Genomic DNA, 25,236 nt, shown 5'->3' with positions numbered 1-25,236 from the left:
CGGTGGCGTGTCGGCGGCGGTCAGTTGACCTTGCGTGCGGAGTCGCCCCAGAAGCGGTCGCGCAGTTCGCGGCGCAGGATCTTGCCGCTGGGGTTGCGCGGGACACTGTCGATGAACTCGTAGCGGGCGGGCAGCTTGAAGCTCGCGAGCTGTGGGACGAGGAAGGTGTGCAGGTCCCGGGGTCTGGGCTGCTGTCCCGGTGCGGTGACGACGAAGGCGTGCACGTACTCGCCCCAGCGCTCGTCGGGGGCGCCGACGACGACGGCCTCGGCGACTCCGGGGTGGCCCTCCAGGACGTTCTCGATCTCGGCCGGGTAGACGTTCTCGCCGGCGACGAGGATCGCGTCCTTGATGCGGTCGCGGATGAAGACGTAGCCGTCCTCGTCGACGTAGCCGGCGTCCCCCGTGTGGATCCAGCCGTCGAGGAGGGTCTCGGCGGTCTTGTCGGGCAGTCCCCAGTACTCGACCATGCGGGCGGGTGTGGCCAGGCAGACCTCGCCGACCGCGCCCGGCGGCAGTTCACGCCCTTCGCCGTCGATGACCTTGCTGCGTACGCCCGGATAGGGGTGGCCCGCCGCCTGCATCAGGGATCCGCCGGGGACGTGTGCGGCAGGGGGCAGGCAGACCGCGGTGTTGCCGGTCTCGGTGAGGCCGTAGATCTGGGCGAACTCGCAGTCGAGGACGGCGAGGCTCTCCTCCAGCAGTGCCTCGGAGATCGGGGAGCCGCCGTAGACCGTCTTGCGCAGGGTGGTGAAGTCCTTTGCGCCGACGCCGGGTTCGGTCAGCATCATGCGGAGCATGGCGGGCACGACGCAGGCTGTGGTGATGCCGAGGTCACGGATGAGGTCGACGGCCTGTCGGGCGGCGAAGGCGCGCATCGCGACGACGGTGGTTCCGGCGTTGAAGTTCTGCGTGGCCCACCACAGGCCGCCGATGTGGAAGCCGGGGATGCCGATCAGTGCGATGTCCCCGACACGCCAGTCGATCCAGTCGAGACCCTCACTCGCCAGGGCGTCGCGGATCGCGAAGAAGCTGCGGTGGGCGAGCACGACGCCCTTGGGCAGTCCGGTGGTGCCGCTGGTGTAGAGCTGGGCGACCGGGGTGTCGGGGGTGACGTCGTGCGGCTTCGGGTCGGTGTCGGGGTGCGATGCCTTCCAGGCGGCGAAGGACGCTCCGAGCGCGACGATCGTTTCGGGGGGCGCGGTCGGCATCTTCTCGACGATCGGCCCGAACTCGTCCTCCAGGAAGAGCAGTCGGGTGCCGGAGTCCTGCAGGATGTGGCTGACCTCGGGTGCGGTGAGCCGCCAGTTGACGGGCACCAGGACGGTGCCGCTCTTGGCGCAGGCGAAGAGGATCTCGTAGTAGTGCTCGGACTCCTTGCCGAGGTACGCGACCCGGTCGCCCGGCGCGAGTCCGGCGGCCTCGAGGGCGTGGGCGATGCGGTTGCTCTCGCGGTGCAGTTGCTCGTACGTGAGCGTGCGGCCCTCGCAGAGGACCGCGGGGGTGGTGGGCTGCTGCTGTGCGTGGAAGCTCGTGGTCTGGACGAGTGTCTGGAGCTGCGGGTGGTGGAGCCGGTCCATGGTCGTGGATCTCCAGTCTCGTGTCAGGGGGCGTTGACGAATGCCAGGGTCGCCTCGCCGTCGCAGCGGCCCGAGCCGGCGTCCCAGTAGCGGAAGGCCGTATCGGCGTGCAGGAACGGGATCCCACTGGCCGGAGCGCGCCGGGTGACGGATCGGAACTCCATCTCCCCGGAGAACACACGAGGATTGACCGGGCGTCGGAAATTCGATGAGAAGCGCGCGATGAGAATGTCCGGGAGCTGGTGCTTCCAGAAGTCGGCCAGCGTCCAGGATTCGAATCCCGTCCCCAGTCCTTCCTTCACGGACTTGGCAACGAGGTAGTACATCATCTGGTTGTAGCAGATGTTCACCTCGACGGAATTCAGATGTCCGGTGTCGTCGATGTAGCACGACTCGGGGATCTCGAACTCGCAACGGGCGAAGGCGCGTCCGTCGGTCTCCGTCGCAACGGCCGAACGCAGGTACTTGCAGTGGTCCTTGTACGGCATCAGCACTTGCGTCAGCAGGGCTTCGTCCGTCATGCCGCCTTGATCCCGCCGTGGAGCTTGTGTTCGTCGTGCACGGTGACGCGGTAGGAGACGGTCGGCTCAGGGGTGGTCGTGTGCCGGGCGCGGTGGATGAGGCTGCGGTTGTCCCAGACCAGCAGGTCACCCTGCTCGAAGCTCTGCAGGAGGATGTTGTCGTGCTCGAAGGACTCGTCGAGCTGGCCGGTGGCGTCGAACAGCCGCTTGAGCAGCTCCTCGTCGAGCGGATTACCGTCCTGGTCCTCGATGCCGACGGTGAAGCCCTCACTGATGTAGAGGACCGTCTCGCCGGTCATGGGGTGCGTGAACGTGGTCGGCTGGACGACAGCCGGGGTCTTCCGCTCGACCTCCTCGATGATCTCGGAGATGGGGCGGTAGACGTCGTGGGGCCGGATCTTGAAGTACTTGCGGACGGAGTGCCGGCAGTACGTCCCACCGATTTCCTTCTTGAGATCTTCGGGCAGCCTGTCGTACGCCCGGCCCATGTCGATGAAATATGTGCCCCGGTTCTTCTCCGGAATGACCTGGGGGTAGATCAGGGTGATTCCGAACGGCTCAGGCATGAACTGGTAGTCGGCGTGCCAGAATTTCCCGGTCTTCGGGACGCCTATCTGCTTTCCGTTCTCGGGCACGTTGGAGGAGACGAATATCTCGGTGACCTCCGGGTGCTGGTACATCGGTTCGTAGTAGGTCTCCGGTCGGCCCAGCCGCTTGCCGAGTTCGAGGAACTCCTGGGGCGAGAGGTCCTGGTCCTTCAGGACGGCGATCTTCTTCGTGTAGACGGTGCTCTTGAGGGCCTCGATGTCGGCGTCCGAGGCGGTGGCGTGGTCGAATCCCTCGACCGCCGCGCCGATCGCGTTGCCGGGCTGTTCTTCGATCTGCATGGGCTGCTGCCTTTCGAGGAGTGGTGAGGAGGAGTCAGGCCGCCGCTTGTCGGGCGTCGACGAGTCCGGCGATGTCACCGAGCGTGAGGTCGGGCTGGAGTTCGTCGTCGCCGACCTTCACACCGAGGTCGCGCTCGATGCGGATGCTGATCTCGACCGTCGTCAGCGAGTCGACGTCCAGTTCGCCGAGGGTTGCCTCGGGACGGATCCGGTCCGCGGGAGCGTCGTGCAACCTCGCGAGGATGTCGACCAACTGTTCATAGGTGGTGCTCATGACGTCGTGGTCTCTCCTTGGTCGAGGGAGTCGTAGGGGTCGTACGGATGGGCCAGCGCGGGCAGCGCGGGCCAGGTCAGGAGGCAGGAACCCCAGGTGAGGCCGCCTCCGAACGCGGTGAGCAGAAGCCGGTCGCCCGGGCGGACCATGTGGCCGGCGGCCGCGTCGGCGAGGGCGAGCGGGATGGACGCGGCGCCTGTGTTTCCGACGGACTCGACATGGGTCACGCAGCGCTCACGTGGGAGACCGAGGTCGTCGGCCACCGAGTGCAGGATCCGCAGGTTGGCCTGGTGGGGTACGAAGTGGTCGACGTCGTCGATCTTCCAGCCGGCCCGGGACAACGTGGCGCGCGCGGACTCAGCCATGCGTGTCACCGCGTGGCGGTAGACCTCTTTGCCCCGCATGGCGAAGTGCCGGTCCTGGCGGCTGGGTTCGCCCGGCAGGGAGCGCTGACGGGAGCCGCCGGCCGCGACCATGATCAGGTCCTCCTGGGCGCCGTCGCTGCCGAGGTCGAAGTGACCGACCGCGCCCGGCTCGTCGGGATGTCCGGCCCGCAGGACGACGGCTCCGGCGCCGTCGCCGAAGATGATCGCGTTGGCCCGGTCCAGCGGGTCCACGATCGTGGAGTAGGTGTCCGCCCCGATGAGCAGCACCCGTTCGGCCACGCCGGCCGCGATGAGACCGGCGGCCGAGGCGAGCCCGTAGACGAACCCGGTGCAGACGGCGCCGATGTCGAAGGCGGCGACTCCCGCCAGCCCGAGTCGCGCGGCGACCGCGGGCGCGGTGGCCGGGCAGGTGTGGTCGGGGGTCGTGGTGGCGACGACCACGGCGTCGACCCGGTCCGTCGCGGCGGAGGCGAGGGCCCGGCGGCCGGCTTCGACGGCCAGGTCGGACGTCGCCTGTCCGGGATCGACGACATGCCGGCGGCGGATCCCGGTCCGAGTGCGGATCCACGCGTCGTCGGTGTCGAGCCGTCGCGCGAGGTGCTCGTTGGTCACCACGCGGGACGGCACCCACCCGGCCAGCCCGCACAGGACGGCGGCCGGAGCAGCGGAAGGACCGGCGGCAACAGGGGACATGGGGGTTCTCCTGGCATGACGGAGGACGGCCGGGCAGCCCGGACACGGGAAGGGGAAGGGAGGTGAGAAAAGGAAGTCGCGAAGGGAGGGCCTAGGGACCGCTGGTCCCGGTCGTCCTGCGCCGGACGAGCAGTGCGAGCGCACCGCAGCCGATGCCGCCCGCGATCACGAAGACGGCGGTGCGGATGCCGTCCAGGAGCCCGGGGCCCGAGCCGCTCTGCCCGACGCCGCCGGCGAGCGCGACCAGTACGGCGAGGCCCACCGCGCCGCCGACCTGCAGGCTGGTCGACGCCAGCCCCGAGGCGATGCCCTGGTCCCCGGGGGCCACTCCGGCGGACGCGGCGATCCACATACCCGTCCACGCGGCCCCCTGGCCGAGGCCCATCAGCACGATCCCCGGCAGCAGCGCGGGATACGAGCCGTCCGAGGTCAGTGCCAGGCCGAGGGCAGCCGCTCCGGCGGCGCCCAGCGCCATGCCGCCCACCAGCATGCGGCGCATGCCGAAGGCGGACACGGCCCGTTCGCCGGCCTGCGTACCGACGGCCACCACCACGGCGGGTACGAGGAACGCGAGCCCGGTCGCGACCGCGCTGTAGCCGTGGACGGTCTGGAAGTAGAGGGTCAGGAAGTACGGCACCGAGCTGAACGTGGCGCTGAACAGGGCGGTCACCCCCATGGCCGCGAGCAGACCGCGGTGGGCGAACAGCCTTGCCGGTACGAGTGGATCGCGGGATCGCCTCTCCACGACGACGAACAGCGACAGCAGCCCGACGGACAGCACCGCGCTCCCGAGGGCAACGGGCGTGCCCCAGCCCTCCGCGGGGGCCTGCACCAGCAGGAACACCAGGAGCGTGATCCCGCCCGTCGCGGTCAGCGCGCCCGCCACGTCGAAGTGCCGCGAGCGGTCGCGCGGCCCGTCCACGGGGAAGAGCGACCACCCGGCCGCCGCGAGGGCTCCCGCCACGGGCACGTTGGCGAAGAACACGGACTGCCAGCCGAACGCCTCCACCAGGACGCCACCGAGCAGGGACCCGAAGCAGAGCCCGCCCGCTCCCGCGGCACCCCACACCGCCAACGCGCGGTTCCGGTCGGGCCCTTCGTCGTACATGGTGTTGATCAGGGACAGCGTCGCCGGGAACAGCAGGGAGCCGCCGACGCCCTGTACCGCCCTGACGGCCACCAGGACGCCCGGCGAATCCGACAGGCCGCCCACGAGGGACGACCCCGCGTACAGCAGCGCCGCTGCGACGAACGTCCGGCGCCTGCCCAGCAGATCCGCGGCCCGGCCGCCCAGCAGCAGGAAACCTCCCGTCGCCACGACGTAGGCGCTCACCACCCACTGCAGGTCGTGGGCGGAGAATCCCAGCCCGGCGCCGATGTCCGGCAGCGCGACATACACGATGTTGTAGTCGAGCGAGATGACGAGCTGTCCTGTCGCCAGCACCAACAGAGGAACTCCGAGCGGCTTTCGCAGCGGCGTCTTTGCCGGCTCTGTCACGGACATCATCGATCACCCCCTCGGGATCGCAATACAAAGAATTCCCGCGAAGGAATTCCATAACGTCGATAATTTTCAGTCACGGTAGCAGCCCGGATCCAGCTTGTGAATGGTCAACCTCTCGAACCGCATTGCGTTTTCACGGAGCGTCAGGGCAGCCCTTTCACCCAGCAGTCGAAAACTGCCGGGACAGGGAAACCAGGGGGTTTACCTAATTACTTCCTCCATGTCAGCCCTCCCCCATGAGTCGCCGAATCTCAGCCATCAGGGCGACGAGAGCCCGGCGTTCCGGAACAGTGGTCTCCGGATGCCAGAGGTCGATGAGCAGGCAGGTCCGCGGGCGGGTCCCCGAGTTACGTGCCTCATGCTCGAAGGAGTAGTCGAAGAGCAGGCACTTTCCCTCCTCCCAGGAGCGCGCCTCTCCGGCGACCGTGATGCTGCACCCGTCCGGGATGTCCACGGCGAGATGCAGGTTGATGCTGAAGTTCCACAGGTCGCAGTGGGGTTCTATGACAGCGCCCGGCAACAGCGTGGAGAAATGACATTCCAGGAGAGGGCATATCTTCTCCGTGTCGACGGCCACTTCTTTCAGTACCTGATAAGCAGTGGGAGCCGTCGCGGCGGACTCCTCGACGAGACGTCCTTCGCGGAACAGGTAGAGGGCCTGCCAGTTCTCCTGGCGGGTCAGATAGTGCTCGTAGTCCGAAAACGCCTCCCGGCGCGCCGCCCATGCGGCATTCAGCTCCTTCTTGATCGCCTGATGACCGGCTTCCAACTCACGGACGACGGGGGCCAGTTCGGCGTAGGAGTACGGGTCGTGCCAGGGAGTGGGAGAGAGCCCGGGCATGATCCATTTGGCTCCCTTCTGCAGTGGATGCCGTTCGCCACCGCCCGGCTCCAGCATCTGTTGGACCCGCGTGATCGATTCCGCACCGAACTCGGCTCTGATCGCGGCGAAGGCGTTCTCTATCTCAGGTGTCATACGGTTCTCCGGAGCTGAGCGGCCGGGGGGTCAGGGGATGCGGTGACGGCCGGCGATCACGAGGAGGCGGTCGACGTCCGGAGAACCGTCCCGCGGCGCTCGAACTCCACGATCGACTCCGTGTAGGTGGCGGCGGTGCTTCCCAACTCGCGTTCCAGCAGCCACAGGGCTCCGTCGATGCCGGACGAGACTCCTCCGGCCGTCACCAGGTCACCGTCGTCGACGACCCGCTGGTCCACGACCCGGGCTCCCTGTTCGGCGAGGTAACTCCGGGCCAGGTGGTGGGTGGTGCACGTACGGCCCCTGGTCAGGCCGGCGGCGGACAGCACGATCACTCCCGTGCAGACACCGAGGACCGTCACTCCGGCTTCGTGCGCCGCGCGCAGCGCGGACGGCAATTCCCCCTTGCCGATCTCCGCCCAGACGCCGGGGCCGTCGCGCCGGCTGAAGCCACCGCCGGGCACGACGACCAGATCGGCGTCGTGCGGGGACCAGGCCGCCGCGGCCACCTTCGTGCCGAAGCTGTGAGTCACCTCGGTCGCCTCCCCGCCGGTCACCAGCTTCACCGTCACCGGATGGGCCCGGGCAGCCACGGAGAAGACCTCGAACGGGCCGAAGACGTCCAGCTCTTCCACGCCGTCGAAGGTGACGATGTGGACTCGCAGTGCTTCACCGCTGCCACCACGAGCGCGCCCCGGGGCGGCCGCGTGGGAGGTGCCGACCGCGAGTGGGGTAGTCGAGAGGGCACCGATCGCCGCCGCGGATGACTGCAACAGACGTCTTCGCTTCACGTGTGCCGAACCACCTTCGCCCGAAGTTCCGCGCCCCGACCCGCCGATGACCTCACAAGGTGGTCAGTGGGTGTCGAACCGCGCTGTCGAACCAGTAGTCGGTCACCGACGGCCCCGAGTTCCCGCGTCTTCGGGCCAATTTCCTTTGCTGTGGCGGCACTTGAGAGAACACAGCCGTGGCGTCACACGGTCGGCGGCGCGGGCACGTCCCTGGCGTGTCCACTCCCCCGGCCGGCCCCACGAACAAGTAGTCGCGCCGACGGGCCTCGGAGTTCCCGTGTTCGCACGGCGTTCTGTTCAGCCGCGCCGGCGGAAGTGCGAGCGGACCTCCACCGCGCCGCGGCCTCCGTGGTGCGGCGGTCGCGGACCCGAGACGGCCGACTCCGCGGTGTCCCTGCCTTCGGCTGTCGCGCGTGACCTGGCATGCCGCCCCTCCCCGCCACGGTCGGCACAGTTCCGCGACCGCGCTCGATCTGCGCTGCGGAGGGGCCCTTCCCCGCCACCACAGGCCGGAACCGGTCGGCCCGGCAAGTACCGGGAACCAGCCGGAACCGCGCCACGACCACTGACACATGCAGCCGAGAAGCCTGATGCGTGTGATGCGCCGGAAGCCGAACTCGCCCTTGGGAAACGCCTTACGGGCCGTCGCGGCGCCATTGGGTGCTTCCTGTGGTGCGCTGGCCCTGCTGGTGGCCTACACCGCGACCGGTGCGGCAGGCGAAGCTCCGCCCAGGATCACGGTCCTCGACGCGCGCATCATCGCGGCACCCGCGGGCTCCGACTCGACCGCCGCGTACTTCGAGGTCCGCAACGCCGGCTCGTCGAAGGACACACTGCTGTACGCGGACTCGACGGAACTGGGCCTCAGCATGCTCCGCCGTACGGTGCGCCGGACCGGGACAGGGCGTACGGATCCCGTATGGGCCGTCGACGTTCCGGCAGGCGGCACGGTACGCATGGCCCCGGGCGGACTGGGGGTCGTGATCCTGGATCCACCCGAGCTCAAGGCCGGGCAGACGCTGCCGTACACCCTGTGGTTCCGGCAGAGCGGGCGGGTCGTCGTCCGGGCGACCGTGACCGAGGGCGTGCGGTGAGCCTCTGGCACCTGGGTGGTCCGGAGAGAGGGAGGGGTGCCGGTGTCCCGCGTCCGCGGAGGACACCGGCACTCCCTTCGTCAGGCCGCCACGGCGGCCGGGGCAGGCAGTTCCTCGGCCTCGGCAAGGAGTTCGACGAGGACTGCCCGGGCCCGTGCCACCCGCGACCGGATCGTCCCTACGGGGCAGCCGCTGAACTCGGCGGCCTCCTCGTAGGGCAGCCCCGCCAACTGGGTGAGGACGAACGCCTGACGACGCTCGGGGGGCAGGGCGTCCAGCAGGTCGAGCAATGCCACGCCTTCCTCGAAGCCGGGGAGCCCTCTCGGCTGGGCCCTCTCGGCCCGTATCGTCCAGTCGTCCCCGTCGGCCAGCCGCGGCCGCGTGGCGGCGTACCGCAGGCTGTCGACCACCGTGCGACGCGCGATGGACAGCAGCCAGGTGCGCGCCGAGGAGCGCCCCTCGAACCGGTGCAGACTGCCGAGCGCCCGCAGGAACGTGTCCTGCGCCAGGTCGTCGGCGAGCTGGCGATCGGATGAGAGGTGGGTGATGTAGCGGACGACGTCGGGATGCAGGGCCCGTACGAACCGGTCGACGGCGTCAGGGTCGCCACCGCGGGCGGCCAGCGCCCAGGCGGTGGCCGACTCGTCGCGCGATGCCGCGCCGGACTCGTCCGTCACCTCGTACCCCGCCGCACGCTTTTCGCGCGAGGCGGGAAGGACAGGAGTGATCACCTGTGTGTCCTTCTCTGGTTGTCCGGGATCCGGCACGGCGGCACGCGCGACCGCGCACTGGCGCGCGATGCGCCGAGCACGCGCGGTACGCCGCTGCGGAGAAGTCCCGGAACAGGAGGAAAGTGGGATGGGGCCGTACGACGTGAACGACCCGTGCCCGAGAGTCCTGCCCCCGGTCCCGCGCCGACTACGCGGCGCTCATGGGGATGGGGGACGGCCTCGGGGAACCGGCTGCCTCAGGCGACAGCGGTCCCGGCCGGAGGCCCCCGAGAGATGATCGTGTGAGCAAGCGTCAGCCTTGGTACCCGCTGCGAACGCTCACGGGTGGGCCGCGGGCGCGGCGGGTGGTGCGGCGCGGCGGACAGGGCCGTCGGCAGCCGCAGCGGAGCGGCCAGCCATCCCGCGACGGCCCGCAGGACACGGAAGGCGGCCCGCTCACCGTGGGCCAGCCACAGGCCGCTGAGCAGTGCGGCCAGAGTGTGGGCGGCGAGCATGCCGAACGACGACGTGCCGCCCATGTCGTGAGCCATGTGGCCGAGTTGCTCCGCATGCGCCGAGTGGCCCATGTCCATGGAACCCATGGAGGCCATGTCGATCGCGTCCATGGACGCGGAGCCCATGTGCATGCCGCTCGGGTCACCACTCATCGGGTGCGCCACGGAGTCCGTGCCGGACGCCGAGACCGCCGACTGGGCCAGCGAGAAGGTCCAGTGGAGCGCGCCCTGTGCGAGGGCGACAGCGGACACCACCAACGTGAGCCCGCGTTCACGGCCCGCCAGACACCAGCCGACGCCGCTCGTGGCGACGAACCCGGCGGCCATCGTCCACCAGGGCACGGTGGAACCCGACATCAGGACGTGTCCGAGGGCGGCGAGCAGCACACAGACGACCGCGAACACCGCGGCCCGTATCGTGCGTGCACACCACCCGGCAGTCATGTCGGCCTCATCCTTGCATCCGATCCCTGCTCGTCACAGGTGGGTACGCACACCACCCGGGCCTGCCACTCAACTCCGCATCAGTGATAGACGACACACCAAAGTGTCGGAACCCGACGGGCGGCCCGCCCGACTTCTGAGAGTGGGGACGTCACGTTCCGTCCTGGCCCGGGCGGACCACGACCGCGGGGTACTTCACGGCCGCGCTGTGCTCGAAGTGCAGGGTGAACGTGATGAGATCACCGGCCTGCCACTCCGTCTTCGCCGGCACGATCACGTCGAGGCCGGACGGGGACATGGCGAGGCTGCCGCCGGCCGGGACGGACACCGAGGTCACCGTACGGTCGGATGCCGTGTTGGCGGTGACCATGCGGTGGCGGCTCAGCCTGGTGACACCGTCGATTTCGGCGGAGGTCACCTTCAGCAGCCGGTCCGCCGATCCGCCGCTGTTGGTGATCCGGAAGAAGGCCGCCGTGACGGGGGTGTCGCCGGTAGGCAGGAACACCCGGCCGTCGCTGACCGCGACACGGGCGGGACTGCCCGCGTTGCCGTAGGCGGTCCACATGCTCAGACCGCCGAGGGCGAGTCCGAACGCGGCGACGGGCGCGAGCGCGGCGGACAGGGAGTCGGTGAGCCGACGGCGGTCGGGTCTCCAGGTGTCGCCGGTCATCGGGTGCGGCTCCGTGCGGGTGAGGGCTGCCAGGCGCGCAGCCGCAGGCTGTTGGCGACGACCAGCACCGAACTGGCCGACATGGCCGCCGCGGCGACCATCGGATTGAGCAGGCCCACCATCGCGAGCGGCACGGTGACGGCGTTGTAGCCGAAAGCCCAGAGAAGGTTGGCACGGATCGTGCCCAGCGCGCGCCGGGCGAGCTTGATCGCGTCCGCCAGGGCCTCGATGTCACCGCGCACCAGCGTGACATCGGCGGCTCCGATCGCGACGTCGGTGCCGGTGCCCATGGCGATGCCCAGGTCGGCGCCGGCCAGCGCCGCGGCGTCGTTCACGCCGTCACCGACGACCGCGACCCGGTACCCCTGCTCCTGCAGGTCCAGTACGAGATCGGCCTTGTCCTCAGGTGTGCGGCGGGCATGCACCTCGTCGATGCCCAATGCGTCCGCGACGGCCCGGGCGGGCGCCTCGCGGTCGCCGGTGGCGAGCACGGGGCGCACACCGAGGCGCCGCAGCCGCTCGACGGCCCGGTAGCTGCCGGGCCGCACGACGTCACCGATCTCGATCAGGGCTTCTGCCGTGCCGTCCACGCGGACCAGTACGGGCGTGCGGGCGGCGGCTTCGGCCACCGGCAGGGCATCCGCGAGGGCCGCGGGCAACTCGTCGTCCGGAGCGAGGACTTCGACCAGCCGCCCCTCGACCTTGCCGCGCACCCCCAGCCCCGGCAGGGCGCTGAAGCCGCTCACGTCCGGCAGCCGTTCCTCGGGCGACTCCCGCCGGGCGTATGCGGAGACGGCCCGGCCCAGCGGGTGTTCCGAGCCCTGCTCAACGGCACCGGCCAGCCGCAGCACCGCATCACGACCGAGCCCGTCCGGCACAGCGGTGACCCGGGCGACGCTCATGTGCCCGGAAGTGAGCGTGCCGGTCTTGTCGAGGACTACGGCATCGATGTGCTGAAGTCCCTCCAGTGCCTGCGGACCGGTGACGAGGACACCCAGTTGGGCACCCCGTCCGGTGGCGGCCATGAGCGCGGTCGGGGTCGCGAGGCCCAGCGCGCACGGGCACGCCACCACCAGGACGGCCACACAGGCCGTGATCGCCGCCTGCGGATCCGCCCCGGCACCCAGCCAGAACCCGAGTGCCGTGACGGCCAGTGCCAGCACGACGGGCACGAAGACACCGGCGACCGAGTCGGCCAGCCGCTGAGCGCGCGCCTTGCCGGCCTGCGCGTCGGTGACCAGCCGGGTGATGCGGGCAAGTTGTGTGTCGGCACCGACGGCCATCGCCCGTACGAGCAACAGCCCGCCTGCGTTGACGGCCCCACCGACCACGGCCGAGCCCGGCCCGACCTCGACCGGCTCGCTCTCGCCGGTGACCAGAGACAGATCGACCGCGGAACTCCCCTCCACCACCTCGCCATCGGTGGCGACCCGCTCCCCGGGCCGCACGAAGAAGACCTGCCCGGCCCTCAACTCCTCGATGGGGATGAGCCGTTCGATGCCGTCCTCGCGCACCGAGACCTCCTTGGCAGCGAGGTTGGCCAGCGACCGCAGCGCTGCCCCGGTCCCGCGCCGGGCCCGCGCCTCCAGGAACCGACCGGCCAGCACGAACAGCGGTACCCCCACGGCCGCTTCGAGATAGATGTGCGCGACACCGTCCGAAGCGGTCGGCACGAGTGTGAACGGCATCCTCATCCCGGGGTCGCCGGCTCCCCCGAGGAAGAGCGCGTACGTCGACCACGCGAAGGAAGCCACCACGCCGAGGGACACCAACGTGTCCATGGTCGCCGTCGAGTGCCGCAGCCCTCGTACCGCCCGTACGTGGAACGGCCAGGAGCCCCATAGGGCGACGGGCGCGGTGAGGACGAAGCACAGCCACTGCCAGTTGCGGAACTGGAGCGCGGGCACCATGGACAACACGAGCACCGGCACCGCAAGCAGCGCCGTGATCAACAGACGGTCGCGCTCCTGCCGAGCGTCGTCGGACTCCGCGTCCCCCTCCGCATCCTCGGGCTGTGGCTGCCGCTTCTTCGGCGGCTCGGGCAGGGCGGCCGTATAACCGGCCTTCTCGACCGTCGCGACCAGTTCCTCGGGGCTGATCTGCGACGGATGGCTCACCCGGGCCCGCCCGGTAGCCAGATTGACGGTCGCAGTGACCCCGTCCAGCTTGGCGAGCTTCTTCTCGACCCGGTTCACGCAGGCCGCACAGGTCATACCCCCGACGGCCAGATCGGTCGTCACCAGGGAGGCCACCGGCTCGGCACTCATCCGTTGCCTCCCCCGCGCATGTCCATCTCGTTCATCTCTCCCATGTCCCCGCTCCCGCCGCCGGGTGTGTCACTGGTGCCGTGCATGCCGGGCGCGACGGGACCACTGGCCGTCCCTGCGGCGTAGGACGCCGTGAAAATCAGGGCCAGCAACAGAAGGAAGCCGCAGAGCGCGGGCGGGGGCGCCACTCTCCGCAGCACCGCGCTCACGCCCACGAAGGAGAATTGCCGGGACTCGTCCATCAACCGCGTCTCCAGGTCACGACGTACGGCGTCGCTCGGATCGCGCCGTACCGAAGCAGTAGTCGGACTGGCTGCGGCCCGAGTTCCGGAGCAGATCTATGGCGCGCGTCACACTGGAGCCGTCCGTCCCATACGTCGCGTCGGGCACACGGACGTCCTGCCCACGCTTTGACGTATTCGTCGACCTCGTCGAGAGTCCGCGCAACCCGGCGGCCATCGCCCGCCTCGGTGCGTACCTGCGGACGACGGTCGGGTGATCTGGTCCTTCCGAGGGTCCGTGGGAAGGCCGATGGGAAGGTCCGTCGGACGGAATACTCTGCTGGTATGAGCGAACGAGGAATGCAGGAGCTGGCCTTGCTCCTGCTGACGGCGCTGGCGGATGCACCCCGGCACGGATATGCCGTCGCCCAGGAGGTCAAGGCCATCACCGACGGCCGGGTGGTGCCTCGTACCGGGGCGCTGTACGGAGCGCTGGACCGGCTGTTGGCGGAGGGCCTGATCCAGGTGGAGCGTGAGGAGGTGGTGGGTGGCCGGGCACGCCGAATCTTCGGTCTCGCTCCCGCCGGGCGGGAGCGGCTGGAGGCCGAGGCGGAGCGGCTGGCCGCCACCGCCCGGGAGGTCAGGCGGCGTCTGGGTTCCGGCGGGGCGGCGACGCTGACGTGACCGATCCCCTGCTCCGTCTGTATCCGCCCGCGTACCGGGCCGCCCACGGGCAGGAAATCGTCGATGTGCACCGGGAGATGACGGCGGACATGCCGCGCGCTGCTCGACTGCGTGCGGACGCCGACCTGGCCGCCCACGCCGTGCGGGTCCGGCTTGGCCTCGACTCTGTCTCGCCCGCGGGGCGCTTCTTCGCCCTGGCGGCTCCGTTCGCCCTGGCGGCCGGTGCGGTGGACAACGGGCTGCGTCTGACGCGCTGGTACGAGGGGTTGGTTCGGTCGCCCGCTCCGGTGTGGGTGCAGCTCTCCACGATGGACGGCGCCCGGGCCGTGCACTTGCTGCTCTCACTGCTGGTGTGCCTCGGCGCCGTCATCGCCTTGACCGGCCGGTGGCTGCCGGGTGCGGGTGTGGTCGTGTGCGGGTTGCTGGGGACGGCCGCGCAGTGGGCTGTAACCACCCCCTCGCCCGGCGAGGGGGCGGCCGCTCCTGTCACCGCGGCCCTGCTGACCGCCGCCGTCGTGCTCAGCTGCCCTCCTGATCGACGTGGTGACAGGCAACTGTCCACGGCAGCCGGAGTGATGGCCGCCGCGGCCTGGTTTCCCGTCGTGGTCGTGGACACCCGGGCCTTCGGCGTGACCACGGACTATGGCGCCTGGCCGATGCTGGTCCTCGCCCTCACGGGTGCCGTCCTCGCCGTGCGTGCACGATCCTCCGGTCTGCGTGAACTCGGGGCGATGGCGGTGGCCTCTTCGCCTCTGGTCGCCCACGCCTACACGGACGCCTGGCTCGAACTCCGGCCTGTATTGGGGCTGTTCCTCCTGCTGCCGGTCTCTGCCGCGCTCACCGCGTGCTTTCAGGCGGTTCGCCGTCGGCGCCGATTGCGATAGTCCGTCGAAGTGAATACTCTCTCCGGTGTTCTATACGTGAGTTCCTTCCGGACCAGAGAAGACCATCAAGTTGCCGTTCACCTTGTCCCATCCCGCCGCCGTGCTGCCGCTGATGCGCCGGCCGTTCGTTCCGGCTGCTCTGGTCGCGGGCGCCGTGGCACCCGACGTCCCGTACTTCCTCACCCGCCTCGGCGTGTCGGAGACCAGCTCACAGGACTGGTACGGGCCGCTCCTCAACGCGACGGAGACCCACTCGTTCGATGCGGGCCTGCTGGTCGACCTGCCCCTTGCCGTCGTCTTGGTCGCCGCCCACCGGATGCTGCGCGCCCCGGTCACCGCTCTGCTGCCGTCCGGCCTCCGCCTGCCGGAACCCGAGCGGGTGCCGGGCCTGCGGGCCAAGGTCAGATACACGGTGTGGCTGCTGGTCTCAGCGCTGATGGGCATCGCCTCCCACCTGGCGTGGGACTCCTTCACGCACGGCGACGGATTCCTGGTCACCCACGTGGAGGTGCTACGCGCCTCGGCCCTGGGCGGCCTGACGGTCGCTCGGCTGTTGCAGTACGCGAGTACCGCCTTCGGCCTGGCTGCCGTCGGCCTGCATCTTTGGCGGCGCCGCGACCGACTGCGTACCCAGGACGGCACCGTGGCGCGCCTCGGTCCTGTCATGCGGTGGAGCGTGGTGGCCCTGCTGGTCCTGTCACCCGTACTGGGCGGCACTGTGCATGCCCGCGCCGACTTCAACGCCTACCGCCATGTGACGGAAGTGGACTACAGCCGACCGACCACCGTCGATCTGGGCGACGGCGCGAGCGAGACCACTTACCCCTCCAGGACGGTCCGGGCTCCCTGGGGCACCCTCGCCGAAGGCGTGCTGACCGGGGTCACCACGAGAGCGGGCGCCTCCTTCGCGGTCGCTCTGCTGCTGTATGCCACTGCCTGGCAGATCGGGGCTGTCGCTCCTCGCCCGACGAGGAGGACAGCTGCTGTTCCAGCTACTGACGGAACGTGAGGGGAAGATTTCCGTGGCAATCGCCTCCACCGAATCCGTTGGCGGCTGGACGAAAACCCTCACGGATCCAACGCTCCGCACCGGCCATCGTGGACCGGTTGACGTTCGGCGGCAGCGTCGTCGAGAGGAGTTGCTGAGTGGCCCTGTCACGTGGACCCGTTCTGCGTACCCAGAGGCTTGTGATGGAGCCGATCCGCCGCGAGGACAGCGACGATCTCTTTGAGGCTGTGGTGAGTCAGGAAAGCGTCATGCGATGGCTGGCGACCGGCCGGGCGGACAGCCGATCCGCGGCCGAGGCCATGTGCGACGAGCACGTCGCCCACTGGACCAGACACGGCTACGGCGACTTCGCGGTCAGGGATGCCGCAACGCACGCGTTTCTCGGCCGCGTGGGACTGCGAAATCGGGCCCGGTACGGAGTCGACCTCGGTTTCGCCCTGCACCCACGGGCCCAGGGCCGCGGGGTCGCCGGCGAGGCCGGCCGCGCGTGCCTGGACCTGGCATTTCGCCGCCTCTCGCTCCCCGCCGTTTTCGGGTTCGTCCTGCCCGGCAACACGGCCTCGATCGCAGTACTGCGCCGCCTGGGCGCCCAGGCGGACGGGGCAGTCCAGTCCAGCGGCCTGCATTGTCTGCGCTACCGGTTCGACCCCGCCGCCACGGCCGCTGCGGAGCATGTGGTGGACAACGGCTGTGCGGACCTCCAGCTGGTCCATGCGCCGGGCCCCGGTTCTCCGGACGACAATGCCGCACTCCGCGATGGCCGGTCCGACCCCTTCGGGGTGAACGGGCTCGGCCTGGTGTGGGCTGACAAGCAGCACACCCTCACCGCTGTCTCCGAAGGCCGGCCGGTGGCTTCCGCGGGATGGCTCCTACGGGACATGGCCTTCGACGGATTGCCGCGCCGCGCCGTGGGGTTGGGCGGTTTGCTGGTGCACCCCGCCCATCGAGGCAAGGGCATCGCCCGGACGCTGATCAGCGTGGCGGTCGAACACGCACGAGCAGCCGGCGCCGAGACCATGATGCTGCTCTGCCACCCGGACCTGATCCCGCTCTGCACACAGCTGGGATGGAGCCGGCTCTCCGTGCCCGTCGCCGTCCGACAGCCCGACGGCCCGCGGATCTCTCCACTGACCACCATGATCTACGACCTGGCCGGCCTGCCTCATCCCACCATCAGTGTGGACCTGCGGGGCCTGCCCTTCTGATGCGCTGGGCAGAATTCAGCGTGTGGTCAGGCTGCATCGGCAAAGGGACCTCCGCTCCAGCGGATGCTCTTCTCACTGCGGATGCGGGCGCGCCGCCGGTGTTCAGCGGGCAGCACGTCCGCCAGGTGTTCGGCCGCGCAGGCTTCGCGCTCCTACGAAACGTGTTCTGCTCGCCTCATAACACCACTGTCAGTGGCCGATGCGATGATCACCGCACGTTGGCGTGAGGAGATCACCATGGGCACCTGGGACATCGGCCCGCTCGAGAACGACATGGCCGCGGACTTCGCAAACACTCTGGACGAGACTGCCAAGGACAAGCGAGAGGGTCTCGTGCGTACGACGCTGACCCGCACCATCCAGACCTTGGACTACCTCGAGAGCCCGGAAGGGGAGGAAGCTGTCGCTGCCGCCGCTCTCATCGCGGCACAGTGCCCAGGGGGTGAGCCGATCAGCACGAGCTACGGGCCTGACGAAGCCCTCCCGGTCTTCGCTCACAATCTTCGGCCACTTGCGGTCGAGGCGCTCGACCGGGTGGTCGCCGAAGCGTCCGAACTCGCCGACCTCTGGGACGAAACAGCCGATGGCCCGGAGTGGCGGCAGAGCATCAGCCGCATCCGCACTGTCCTCGCACCCGAGGCCGCGCCTCAGGTAAGCCTACGGTTCGATCTCTAGCCGACCAACCCAGAGTTGCCGGTCACAACACAGCACTCGCCCCCCTCCGACGGTTAGAGCTGCGGCCGGCCGGTGGCGTGGGTGTCGGCGAAGTCCCAGAGCACCGGGAGGAGTTGCTCGGGTGTCTCGGTCTGGGGCATGTGGCCGGTGCCCTCCAGCAGACGGAACTCGGCGTCTGGGATGACCTGTGCGTACGCACGCCCGTAGTCGGCGTCCACGACCTGGTCGCCGGCGCCCCATGCGACCAGGGTGGGGTGGGTGACCTTGGCCAGGCGGTCGGTCAGTGTCGGGTCGGCCATGGCGTGCGGGCCCGAATAGACCTGCAGGGCGGCCCGGTTGGCGGCCATGACTGTGCGCTGCGGCTCGGTCAGCGTGCTGGGGTCGAAGCGGAACTTCGAGGGGTCGTGGAAGGAGAGGCGGGACAGTTCGACGGGCGTCAGGGAGAACGTGTCGGCTATCGGGTGGCCGGGGACCTGGATGCCGACGGCGTTGACGAGGGTGACACTGCAGATCCGGTCACTGCCCAGGGCGGCCAGTTCGGCGGCGATCCAGCCGCCGATCGAGTTGCCGACGACGGCGACGTCGCGCAGGTCGAGTGCGTCGAGCAGCCGTGCGTAGATCTGAGCCAGCGTTGTCACGTCGGTCAGCCAGTCGGGGCGGTCGGTGCCGTCGAAGCCGGGGTGGACCGGCGTGAACACCCGGGCAGGCCGCTGCTCGGCCAGGAGGCCGGCGAACGGGGTGACGGTCTGTGGTCCGCCGCCTCCGTGCAGGAGCAGGAAGGGGTGGCCCTGCTGTCCATGGAGGTCGACGGTGACGTCGAGGCTGCCCTGGTCGAGCGTCAGGGTATGGGTGCTGCGGGTCATTCGGTGCTCCTCAAGTGGGCCGTGTCGTAAGGAAGATGGGGTGCCGTCACGCGAAGTCGGTTGCGGGGACCGTGGCGTAGCGGCTCATCACCTCGACCGTCGACTCCGGGGTCAGTTCCCGGCCGCCGGCGATCATGTTCCGCAGGTCGCGGAAGTACTGGACGTACAGGTCGGGTGTGAAGGTATTGAGCATCATCGCGGGCGTGTCGCCGTGGTTGGCGAAGGTGTGCGGGGCGCCGGGCGGGATCATGGCGAGCGTGCCGGCCGGGGCGGCGTGGGTGGTTTCCCCGATGGTGAAGTGCACGGTGCCGGAGACGACGTAGAAGCCCTCGTCGTGCTGGGCGTGGCGGTGCTGTGGCGGGCCCTGGGTGTGCGGGGCGAGGGTGATCTCCCCGATTCCGAGGCGGTGCCCGGTGGTGGTGCCGTCCTCGAGGATGCGCATCCGCGTGGGGCCCAGCTGGATTGTCTCGCCGTCGTCCGGGCCGACCATCGAAACCGTGCTCATGGCTCCTCCTGCACAAATCCTTCGTGAGAGCTGACTCTCATGAGGTTAGTGAGGCCGAGCCTCTTTATGCAAGTGAACTCTCATAACGAGAGTCGTTTGCTAAGATGTGCGCGAGCCAACAGGAGGAGTCCCACGATGACGGCGCAGGCGGGTACGGGCCGCACCAACCAGAAGCAGCGCACACGGATGGCGATCGTGGCGGCCGCCCGGGACCTCATCGGCACGGGCGCCGAGGTGACCATGCCCGCGATCGCCCGGGCGGCCCTGGTCTCCGAGGCCACTGCCTACCGGTACTTCCCCGACCTCCCCTCGCTGATCAGCGAGGCCCTCGCCGGTGTCTGGCCGCCCCCCGCCGAGGCGCTCGCGCCGGTCGCGGACTCCGCCGACCCCGTCGAACGCGTCGCTTTCGCCTGCGAGTTCCTGCTGCGCGGCATCCGTGCCCGCCAGGGCTCGGTCCGCGCGATGATCGCCGCCACCATCACCCGGCCCGAGACGGTGACCACGCGCCCCGGCATCCGCTTCGGCCTCATCGACCATGCGCTCCTCCCTCTGGAGGACACCCTCGGCACGACGGATCCGGACGTGTTCGCCCAGCTCAAGAGGGACCTCGCGGTTGTCGTGAGCGCCGAGGCGTTCTTCACCCTCACCGATCTGTGCGGCCTCGACGCCGACGAGGCCATCGCCAGTGCCGTACGGACCGCAACCACGCTCACCGAGGCGGCAGTGCGCTGATCCTGTAGCGGCCGGCCGCCCGGAGTACGGGAAGTGCTATTCGGGGCCCTCGGCGAGACGGAAGTCGTCGTCGACCAGGCCCAGTCGGTGGGCCACGACAGCGGCCTGGACGCGGTTGCGCAGTCGCAGTTTGTCCGTGACGGAGGCGACGTGGGTCTTGACCGTGGTCACGCCGAGGTGAAGGCTCTCGGCGATCTCGGCGTTGGACTGTCCGACGCCGACGAGGGCGAGTACGTCTCGTTCGCGGGGTGTGAGTGTTGCCAGAATCGCCGGATCGGCCGTGTCGCCGGTGACGTCCTGGTGGTGTGACTGGACGGCGCGCCGGACGACGCGCGCCATGACCGCGGGAGCAAGGAGCGACTCGCCCTGCGCGGCCCGCCGTACGGCGGACAGCATCGCGTCGGGTTCGCCGTCCTTCAGCAGATAGCCGACGGCCCCGGCGCGCAGGGCACCGTAGACCTCGGCGTCGTCGTCGAAGGTCGTGAGCATCACGATGCGCGTTGCCGGGAGGGTCTTGAGGATGCGGCGAGTGGCCTCGATTCCGTCCACCCGTGGCATGCGCAGGTCCATGAGGATGACGTCCGGGCGCAGCCGCTCGGCCATGCGTACGGCTTCGAGTCCGTCCGTGGCTTCGCCGACCACGTTCTCCCCCGCTGTACGCAGCAGGAGGGTGACCCCGGCGCGTACGAGGGTCTGGTCGTCGACGACGAGTACGCGGATCATGAGCGGGCTCCCAGGGGCAGCGTGACGCGCAGTCGCCAGCCGCCGGTGTGGGTGGGGCCGGCGGCGAGGGTGCCGCCGAGGATCTCGACGCGTTCACGCATACCGGCCAGACCGTGTCCCGACGCGGGCAGAGTGGGGTGCGGGCCGACCGGTCCGGAGTTGGCCACTTCCACCGACAGTTGGGTGTCGTCGACATCCACGGTGGTCTCGACCTCGGCGCCGGGGCCGGCGTGCTTGAGCGCGTTGGTGAGTGCCTCCTGCACCACGCGGGCGGCCGTCACCCGGAGCGTGAGCGGCGCCTCGACCGTGCCGTCGTCCAGGTGGGCGACCACGTGCAGTCCGGCGGTACAGCTGCGCTGGACCGCGTCGGTGATCATCCGCTCGGGGTCGACCAGGGACTCCTGGTCGGAGGGGTTCCGCAGCACGCGCAGCAGGCTGCGCAGATCGACGAGGGCCTGGCCCGCGCTCGTGTGGATCGCGCCCAACGAGTCGACGGCCACGCTCAGGCGCTGTTCGGGGTCGGGTGCGTGGGTGGCGGCGTACTGCGCTGTGCCTGCCTGCAGCGCGATCGCGGACACGTGGTGTGCCACCAGGTCGTGCAGATCACCGGCGATCCGGGCGCGCTCGGCCAGCCGAATGGCCTGCATCTCGGCGTCCCGCCGCTGCTCGGCGTCGCGGACCCGTTCCTCGGCGACGGCCGCGGCCAGTCGGACGCCGGCGAGGTAGCGTCCGAACGCGACCGGCGCCGCCACCGTCAACGCCAGCGTGACGATGCGCACCAACCCGTCGACGCCGGTCAGCAAACCGCCGTCGTCGCTGCCGAACGCCACGAGGATCGTGGCGTACCCGACGAGGTACGCGGCGGCGGTGGCGAGCCAGCGGTGCCGGTACGCCACCGCTCCCAGCGCCACCACCCCAGCCAGCGGAGCGACATGGCTACCGGCGGGAAGGACGGCGTCGCCGACGAGGGTCAGGACCACCTCGACCGCGAAAACGATCAGGGGCACATGGCGTACGAGGCCGAGCGCCACGGCCGCCGTCCCGACCAGAACCCACTCCGTGGCCCCGCCGCTGGACGGTGGGCCCAGGACGATGCTCACCGCCCCGAGCCCGCCCGCGACGGCCACGATCGCGGCGTCGAGCCAGGGCCACCGAGCACGGAATCTCTCCACCTGGCCAGAGTACGGCGCGATCGCCGACGGCCCCCTCCTCCGACCGGTCACCCCGTCTCCTCCTTCTGGCCGCGGATGCGGCCGCTGGCACGAAGCCGGCGAGGGCGCGTCTCCCTAGCGTCGATGTCCTGACCACCGTCGCCGCGGGTCTCGCGGCGGCCGTTCACGAAGGGCACGTGACGTGACGTTTTTCGGGGAGTTCCTGCGCAGTCCGCTGACCGTGGGGGCGGTCGCGCCGAGCAGCGGCGCGCTCGCTCGGGTGGTCACGGCGCCGGTGCCGGGGAGCGGCAATCCGGTGGTGGTCGAGCTGGGCCCGGGGACGGGCGCGTTCACCGGTGCCATTCAGCGACGCCTCGGCGGCCGGGGCCGGCACATCGCCGTGGAGGTCAACGAGCGGTTCGCCGCGCGGCTGGCGGCCCGGCATCCGGGAGTGGACGTGGCGCTGGCCGACGCCGGGAGCCTCGCCGGAGTGCTCGGTGAGCGTGGCATCGAGCGGGCCGATGTGATCGTCAGCGGCCTGCCGTGGGTGGCGTTCGGTGAGAACGAGCGCCGTGACGTTCTTGCCGCGGTGGTGGACGGGCTGTCCGAGTCCGGGGCCTTCACGACGTTCGCGTACGTGCATGCCCGCTGGGCGGGTCCGGCGCGGCGGCTGCTGCGGTCCTTGGAGGCGCGCTTCGACGAGGTCGTGGTGGGCCGGACGGTGTGGGGCAACCTGCCACCGGCGCTGGTCTACCACTGCCGTCGACCGGCCTGGTGATCCGCCCCGCCCGTGATGCGGCTCGGTGATCCGCCGGCGCGGTCCGCCCCGGCGACTTGACCCGGTGATTCAGCCCGGTGATTCGGGCTGCTGATGAGAAGTCCTGATGGCACGTCAAGGAGAGGGATTGTGATGGCAGACATCGACGACCGGAGCCCGGTGGTGGGTCCGTTGGGCCGGCTGGGCCGGTTCGCGTACCGGCGTCGTGGCCGGGTGTTGCTGTTGTGGCTGGCCGGGCTGGTGGCGGCCGTGGCGCTGTCGGCGGCGTTCGCGGGTGAGTTCACCGCGGACTACTCGGCACCCGGATCGGACTCGAAGAAGGCCCAGCAGGTGCTGGAGCAGCGGTTCCCGAGCCAGTCCAACTCGGTCGTCACGGTCGTGGTGCGGGCGGACGCCGGTGTGCGGGACGAGGGTGTCCGGCGTGAGGTGACCGAGCTGCTGGACGAGCTGACGACGGTGCCGCACGTGGCGGGGGCCAACGATCCGTACGTGACCCCGGGCGCGGTGTCCGCCGACGGGCGCACCCTGCTGGCGAACCTGCGCCTGGACGTGGTGAACGCGACGGACATGCCGGTCGAGGACAGCACCCGGCTGATCGACGTCGCAGAGGAGAGCAGTACGGCCGGGATGCGGGTGGCACTCGGCGGGCAGGCGATCTTCCTGGCCGAGGGCGGCTCGGTCGGGTCGGAGGCGATCGGACTGGCGGTCGCCGCCCTGATTCTCCTGCTGACCTTCGGCAGCGTGGTCGCGGCCGGGCTGCCGTTGCTGGTCGCGGTGGCGGGTCTGGTGGTCAGCGGCGCGTTGACCGGTGTGGTGATCGCGTTCGTCGACGCGCCCGAGTGGTCGACGTCGCTCGCGGCCATGCTGGGCATAGGCATCGGTATCGACTACGTCCTGCTGATGGTGACCCGGTTCCGTGAGTGGCGGGCGGCCGGACTGGACCCGGAGGCGGCCACGGTGGCCACGCTCGACACGGCCGGGCGCTCGGTCGTGGTCGCGGGCGTGACGGTCGTCGTCAGCCTGCTCGGCCTGTTCGCCATGGGGCTGTCGTACATGCGTGGTGCCGCATTGGTGGCGATCGTCGGTGTTCTGGTGGTGCTGGCCGCGAGTGTCACGCTGTTCCCGGCGTTGCTCGGCTATCTGGGTCGTCACGTAGACCGGTTGCGGTTGCCCGGTCGCCGCCGCACGGCAGTGGTGAGCGCCGACGGGCACGTCAAGCCCAGCCGGGCCTGGCTGCGGTGGAGCGGGCTCGTCCAGCGACACCGGTATGTGGCGGGGGCGGTCGGCCTGGCCGCGATGCTCGCGCTGGCCGTGCCGTTCCTGAACGTTCAGTTCGGCTTCCCGGACGCGGGCAACAACCAGGCCGAGACGACGACCCGGCAGTCGTACGACCTCATCTCCGACGGGTTCGGGATCGGCGCCAACGGACCCGTCCGCCTGGCCGTCCAGCTTCCCGACGGCGACGACTCGGTCCTGACCCGGTTGAGTGCCGCCGCCACCGACACACCCGGCGTCGCGTCGGTCTCGCCACCGCTGCTCAACCAGGCCGGTGACACCGCCGTTCTGACCGTCACGCCGACCACCGGTCCGCAGGACCAGGCCACGCAGGATCTGGTGCACCGCCTGCGGGACACCACTGTCCCGGCGGCCGTCGACGGTACGGACGCGACGGTCCTGGTCGGTGGGACCGCGGCGACGTCGATCGACAGCACCACCGATCTGGCCGGCCGCATCCCGTACCTGATCACCGGGGTCGTCCTGCTGTCGATGCTGTTGCTGCTCGTCGCGTTCCGCAGCATCGCCGTCGCGGTCAAGGCCGCCGTGATGAACCTGCTGTCCGTCGCCGCCTCGTACGGGGTGGTCGCCCTGGTCCTGCAGGGCGGCTGGGCGGGGCAGTTGATCGGTATCGACACGCCCACGCCGTTGCCGCCGTTCGTCACCGTCCTCATGTTCGCGGTGCTGTTCGGGCTGTCCATGGACTACGAGGTGTTCCTCCTCAGCCGGGTGCGGGAGTCGTGGATCCGGACCGGCGACAACGCCCGGGCGGTGACGGAGGGTCTCGCCGGTACCGGTCGGGTCATCACGGCTGCTGCCGCGATCATGATCGCGGTGTTCGTGGCGTTCGTGCCGAGCCCGGACGTGGTCCTGAAGCTCATCGGCGTCGGCATGGCCGCCGCCATCCTCCTCGACGCAACCGTCGTACGGCTCCTGCTGGTGCCGGCGGCTATGCACATGCTCGGCCGGTTCAACTGGTGGATCCCGCGCCGACTCGACCGCAGGTTGCCGCAGTTGCACGTCGAGGGCCACCCGGAGCACCACGCCGCGGCCCCGCCCGGTCCAGCGCCCGTACGCGTCTGACCCGCCCCCGCGGCAACGAGAGACCCGGTCGGCCATCACACATCTGGTGGCCGACCGTTCAGCAAGAACAGGAAAGGACCGAGATCATGACGGTGCAGAGAGCCGGGCAGGTCGCCGTGTCGCCGGTTGCGGCGGG

27 protein-coding genes and 1 pseudogene are annotated in these 25,236 nt (G+C 70.0%); 11 read left to right on the top strand and 17 right to left on the bottom strand.

The window, feature by feature from the left end; all coding sequences use genetic code 11:
• Positions 1-20 precede the first annotated feature (20 nt).
• The 8 genes from OG718_RS49835 to OG718_RS49800 form a co-directional block, all read right to left on the bottom strand.
• Positions 21-1,580, bottom strand: a complete 1,560-nt coding sequence (locus OG718_RS49835) for a fatty acid--CoA ligase (protein WP_328847343.1) — start codon at positions 1,578-1,580, stop codon at positions 21-23.
• Between the two features lie 23 nt (positions 1,581-1,603).
• Positions 1,604-2,101 (bottom strand): (2E)-enoyl-ACP glycyltransferase, encoded by a 498-nt coding sequence (gene scoD / locus OG718_RS49830; RefSeq protein WP_328847342.1) that lies wholly within the window; start codon positions 2,099-2,101, stop codon positions 1,604-1,606.
• Positions 2,098-2,988, bottom strand: a complete 891-nt coding sequence (gene scoE / locus OG718_RS49825; RefSeq protein WP_328847341.1) for a (3R)-3-[(carboxymethyl)amino]fatty acid oxygenase/decarboxylase — start codon at positions 2,986-2,988, stop codon at positions 2,098-2,100. The genes scoD and scoE overlap by 4 nt, the downstream gene beginning before the upstream one ends.
• 34 nt (positions 2,989-3,022) lie before the next feature.
• Positions 3,023-3,262 (bottom strand): acyl carrier protein, encoded by a 240-nt coding sequence (locus OG718_RS49820; RefSeq protein ID WP_143642120.1) that lies wholly within the window; start codon positions 3,260-3,262, stop codon positions 3,023-3,025.
• Positions 3,259-4,341 (bottom strand): beta-ketoacyl-ACP synthase III, encoded by a 1,083-nt coding sequence (locus OG718_RS49815; protein ID WP_328847340.1) that lies wholly within the window; start codon positions 4,339-4,341, stop codon positions 3,259-3,261. Before OG718_RS49815 ends, OG718_RS49820 begins: the two co-directional genes overlap by 4 nt.
• Positions 4,342-4,432: 91 nt before the next feature.
• Positions 4,433-5,845, bottom strand: a complete 1,413-nt coding sequence (locus OG718_RS49810) for an MFS transporter (protein WP_443055386.1) — start codon at positions 5,843-5,845, stop codon at positions 4,433-4,435.
• A 223-nt stretch (positions 5,846-6,068) separates the two neighbouring features.
• Positions 6,069-6,821, bottom strand: coding sequence for an aspartyl/asparaginyl beta-hydroxylase domain-containing protein (locus OG718_RS49805; RefSeq protein ID WP_328847338.1), 753 nt, complete (start codon positions 6,819-6,821; stop codon positions 6,069-6,071).
• Between the two features lie 56 nt (positions 6,822-6,877).
• Positions 6,878-7,612, bottom strand: coding sequence for a DJ-1/PfpI family protein (locus tag OG718_RS49800; RefSeq protein ID WP_328847336.1), 735 nt, complete (start codon positions 7,610-7,612; stop codon positions 6,878-6,880).
• Positions 7,613-8,184: 572 nt separating this feature from the next.
• Between OG718_RS49800 and OG718_RS49795 the strand changes: the two genes are divergently transcribed.
• Positions 8,185-8,706, top strand: coding sequence for a copper chaperone PCu(A)C (locus tag OG718_RS49795; RefSeq protein ID WP_143642130.1), 522 nt, complete (start codon positions 8,185-8,187; stop codon positions 8,704-8,706).
• Between the two features lie 80 nt (positions 8,707-8,786).
• On the opposite strand, the gene OG718_RS49790 is transcribed toward OG718_RS49795, so the two are convergent.
• The 5 genes from OG718_RS49790 to OG718_RS49770 all read right to left on the bottom strand — a co-directional run bounded on the left by OG718_RS49790 (position 8,787) and on the right by OG718_RS49770 (position 13,554).
• Entirely contained in the window at positions 8,787-9,437 is a 651-nt protein-coding gene (locus OG718_RS49790) for a sigma-70 family RNA polymerase sigma factor (RefSeq protein ID WP_373466316.1), read from the bottom strand.
• Between the two features lie 236 nt (positions 9,438-9,673).
• Positions 9,674-10,375, bottom strand: coding sequence for a hypothetical protein (locus tag OG718_RS49785; RefSeq protein WP_328847335.1), 702 nt, complete (start codon positions 10,373-10,375; stop codon positions 9,674-9,676).
• 151 nt (positions 10,376-10,526) lie between these two features.
• Complete coding sequence (locus OG718_RS49780; protein ID WP_143642134.1) at positions 10,527-11,045, bottom strand: copper chaperone PCu(A)C; 519 nt, start codon at positions 11,043-11,045, stop codon at positions 10,527-10,529.
• Complete coding sequence (locus OG718_RS49775; protein ID WP_328847334.1) at positions 11,042-13,312, bottom strand: heavy metal translocating P-type ATPase; 2,271 nt, start codon at positions 13,310-13,312, stop codon at positions 11,042-11,044. Before OG718_RS49775 ends, OG718_RS49780 begins: the two co-directional genes overlap by 4 nt.
• Positions 13,309-13,554 carry a hypothetical protein gene (locus OG718_RS49770; protein ID WP_143642137.1) on the bottom strand — a complete coding sequence of 82 codons (246 nt, stop codon included), beginning with the start codon at positions 13,552-13,554 and terminating at the stop codon, positions 13,309-13,311. The genes OG718_RS49775 and OG718_RS49770 overlap by 4 nt, the downstream gene beginning before the upstream one ends.
• A gap of 98 nt (positions 13,555-13,652) precedes the next feature.
• Here OG718_RS49770 and OG718_RS49765 point away from each other — a divergent pair, with 98 nt between their 5' ends.
• The 7 genes and pseudogenes from OG718_RS49765 to OG718_RS49735 all read left to right on the top strand — a co-directional run bounded on the left by OG718_RS49765 (position 13,653) and on the right by OG718_RS49735 (position 17,990).
• Positions 13,653-13,811 (top strand): hypothetical protein, encoded by a 159-nt coding sequence (locus OG718_RS49765; RefSeq protein WP_306942352.1) that lies wholly within the window; start codon positions 13,653-13,655, stop codon positions 13,809-13,811.
• 67 nt (positions 13,812-13,878) lie between these two features.
• The gene (locus OG718_RS49760; protein ID WP_328847333.1) at positions 13,879-14,217 is read left to right on the top strand and encodes a PadR family transcriptional regulator; all 339 of its coding nucleotides are present in this window, start codon (positions 13,879-13,881) and stop codon (positions 14,215-14,217) included.
• The gene (locus OG718_RS49755) at positions 14,214-15,101 is read left to right on the top strand and encodes a hypothetical protein (RefSeq protein WP_328847332.1); all 888 of its coding nucleotides are present in this window, start codon (positions 14,214-14,216) and stop codon (positions 15,099-15,101) included. The genes OG718_RS49760 and OG718_RS49755 overlap by 4 nt, the downstream gene beginning before the upstream one ends.
• Positions 15,102-15,171: 70 nt before the next feature.
• Positions 15,172-16,110, top strand: a complete 939-nt coding sequence (locus OG718_RS49750; RefSeq protein WP_223064972.1) for a DUF4184 family protein — start codon at positions 15,172-15,174, stop codon at positions 16,108-16,110.
• Positions 16,049-16,235, top strand: a pseudogene (locus OG718_RS49745) (ATP-binding protein); the annotation flags it as partial. The gene OG718_RS49750 and the pseudogene OG718_RS49745, both read left to right, overlap by 62 nt.
• Before the next feature lie 57 nt (positions 16,236-16,292).
• The gene (locus tag OG718_RS49740) at positions 16,293-17,315 is read left to right on the top strand and encodes a GNAT family N-acetyltransferase (protein ID WP_328847972.1); all 1,023 of its coding nucleotides are present in this window, start codon (positions 16,293-16,295) and stop codon (positions 17,313-17,315) included.
• Positions 17,316-17,507: 192 nt separating this feature from the next.
• Positions 17,508-17,990, top strand: a complete 483-nt coding sequence (locus OG718_RS49735; protein ID WP_328847331.1) for a DUF4259 domain-containing protein — start codon at positions 17,508-17,510, stop codon at positions 17,988-17,990.
• Between the two features lie 53 nt (positions 17,991-18,043).
• Here OG718_RS49735 and OG718_RS49730 read toward each other — a convergent pair whose 3' ends face one another.
• Both OG718_RS49730 and OG718_RS49725 read right to left on the bottom strand, forming a co-directional pair.
• Positions 18,044-18,853 carry an alpha/beta fold hydrolase gene (locus OG718_RS49730; RefSeq protein ID WP_143642152.1) on the bottom strand — a complete coding sequence of 270 codons (810 nt, stop codon included), beginning with the start codon at positions 18,851-18,853 and terminating at the stop codon, positions 18,044-18,046.
• Positions 18,854-18,899: 46 nt separating this feature from the next.
• Complete coding sequence (locus tag OG718_RS49725; RefSeq protein ID WP_143642154.1) at positions 18,900-19,358, bottom strand: cupin domain-containing protein; 459 nt, start codon at positions 19,356-19,358, stop codon at positions 18,900-18,902.
• Positions 19,359-19,493: 135 nt separating this feature from the next.
• Between OG718_RS49725 and OG718_RS49720 the strand changes: the two genes are divergently transcribed.
• Positions 19,494-20,090 (top strand): TetR/AcrR family transcriptional regulator, encoded by a 597-nt coding sequence (locus tag OG718_RS49720; RefSeq protein WP_143642155.1) that lies wholly within the window; start codon positions 19,494-19,496, stop codon positions 20,088-20,090.
• 36 nt (positions 20,091-20,126) lie between these two features.
• Here OG718_RS49720 and OG718_RS49715 read toward each other — a convergent pair whose 3' ends face one another.
• Together OG718_RS49715 and OG718_RS49710 are read right to left on the bottom strand one after the other, a co-directional pair.
• Positions 20,127-20,813, bottom strand: a complete 687-nt coding sequence (locus OG718_RS49715) for a response regulator (protein ID WP_143642157.1) — start codon at positions 20,811-20,813, stop codon at positions 20,127-20,129.
• Positions 20,810-21,985, bottom strand: a complete 1,176-nt coding sequence (locus OG718_RS49710) for an ATP-binding protein (RefSeq protein WP_328847330.1) — start codon at positions 21,983-21,985, stop codon at positions 20,810-20,812. The genes OG718_RS49715 and OG718_RS49710 overlap by 4 nt, the downstream gene beginning before the upstream one ends.
• Positions 21,986-22,166: 181 nt before the next feature.
• Here OG718_RS49710 and OG718_RS49705 point away from each other — a divergent pair, with 181 nt between their 5' ends.
• On the top strand, positions 22,167-22,742 hold the full coding sequence (locus OG718_RS49705; protein WP_143642161.1) for a class I SAM-dependent methyltransferase: 576 nt from the start codon (positions 22,167-22,169) through the stop codon (positions 22,740-22,742).
• Positions 22,743-22,874: 132 nt separating this feature from the next.
• The gene (locus tag OG718_RS49700) at positions 22,875-25,100 is read left to right on the top strand and encodes an MMPL family transporter (RefSeq protein WP_186001397.1); all 2,226 of its coding nucleotides are present in this window, start codon (positions 22,875-22,877) and stop codon (positions 25,098-25,100) included.
• The last annotated feature ends 136 nt before the right edge of the window (positions 25,101-25,236 follow it).

Origin of the sequence: Streptomyces sp. NBC_00258 (assembly GCF_036182465.1) — a bacterium.
GTDB lineage: Bacteria > Actinomycetota > Actinomycetes > Streptomycetales > Streptomycetaceae > Streptomyces.
Note: the sequence above shows the minus strand (reverse complement) of the source record. Positions and strands in the feature narration are given on the sequence as shown.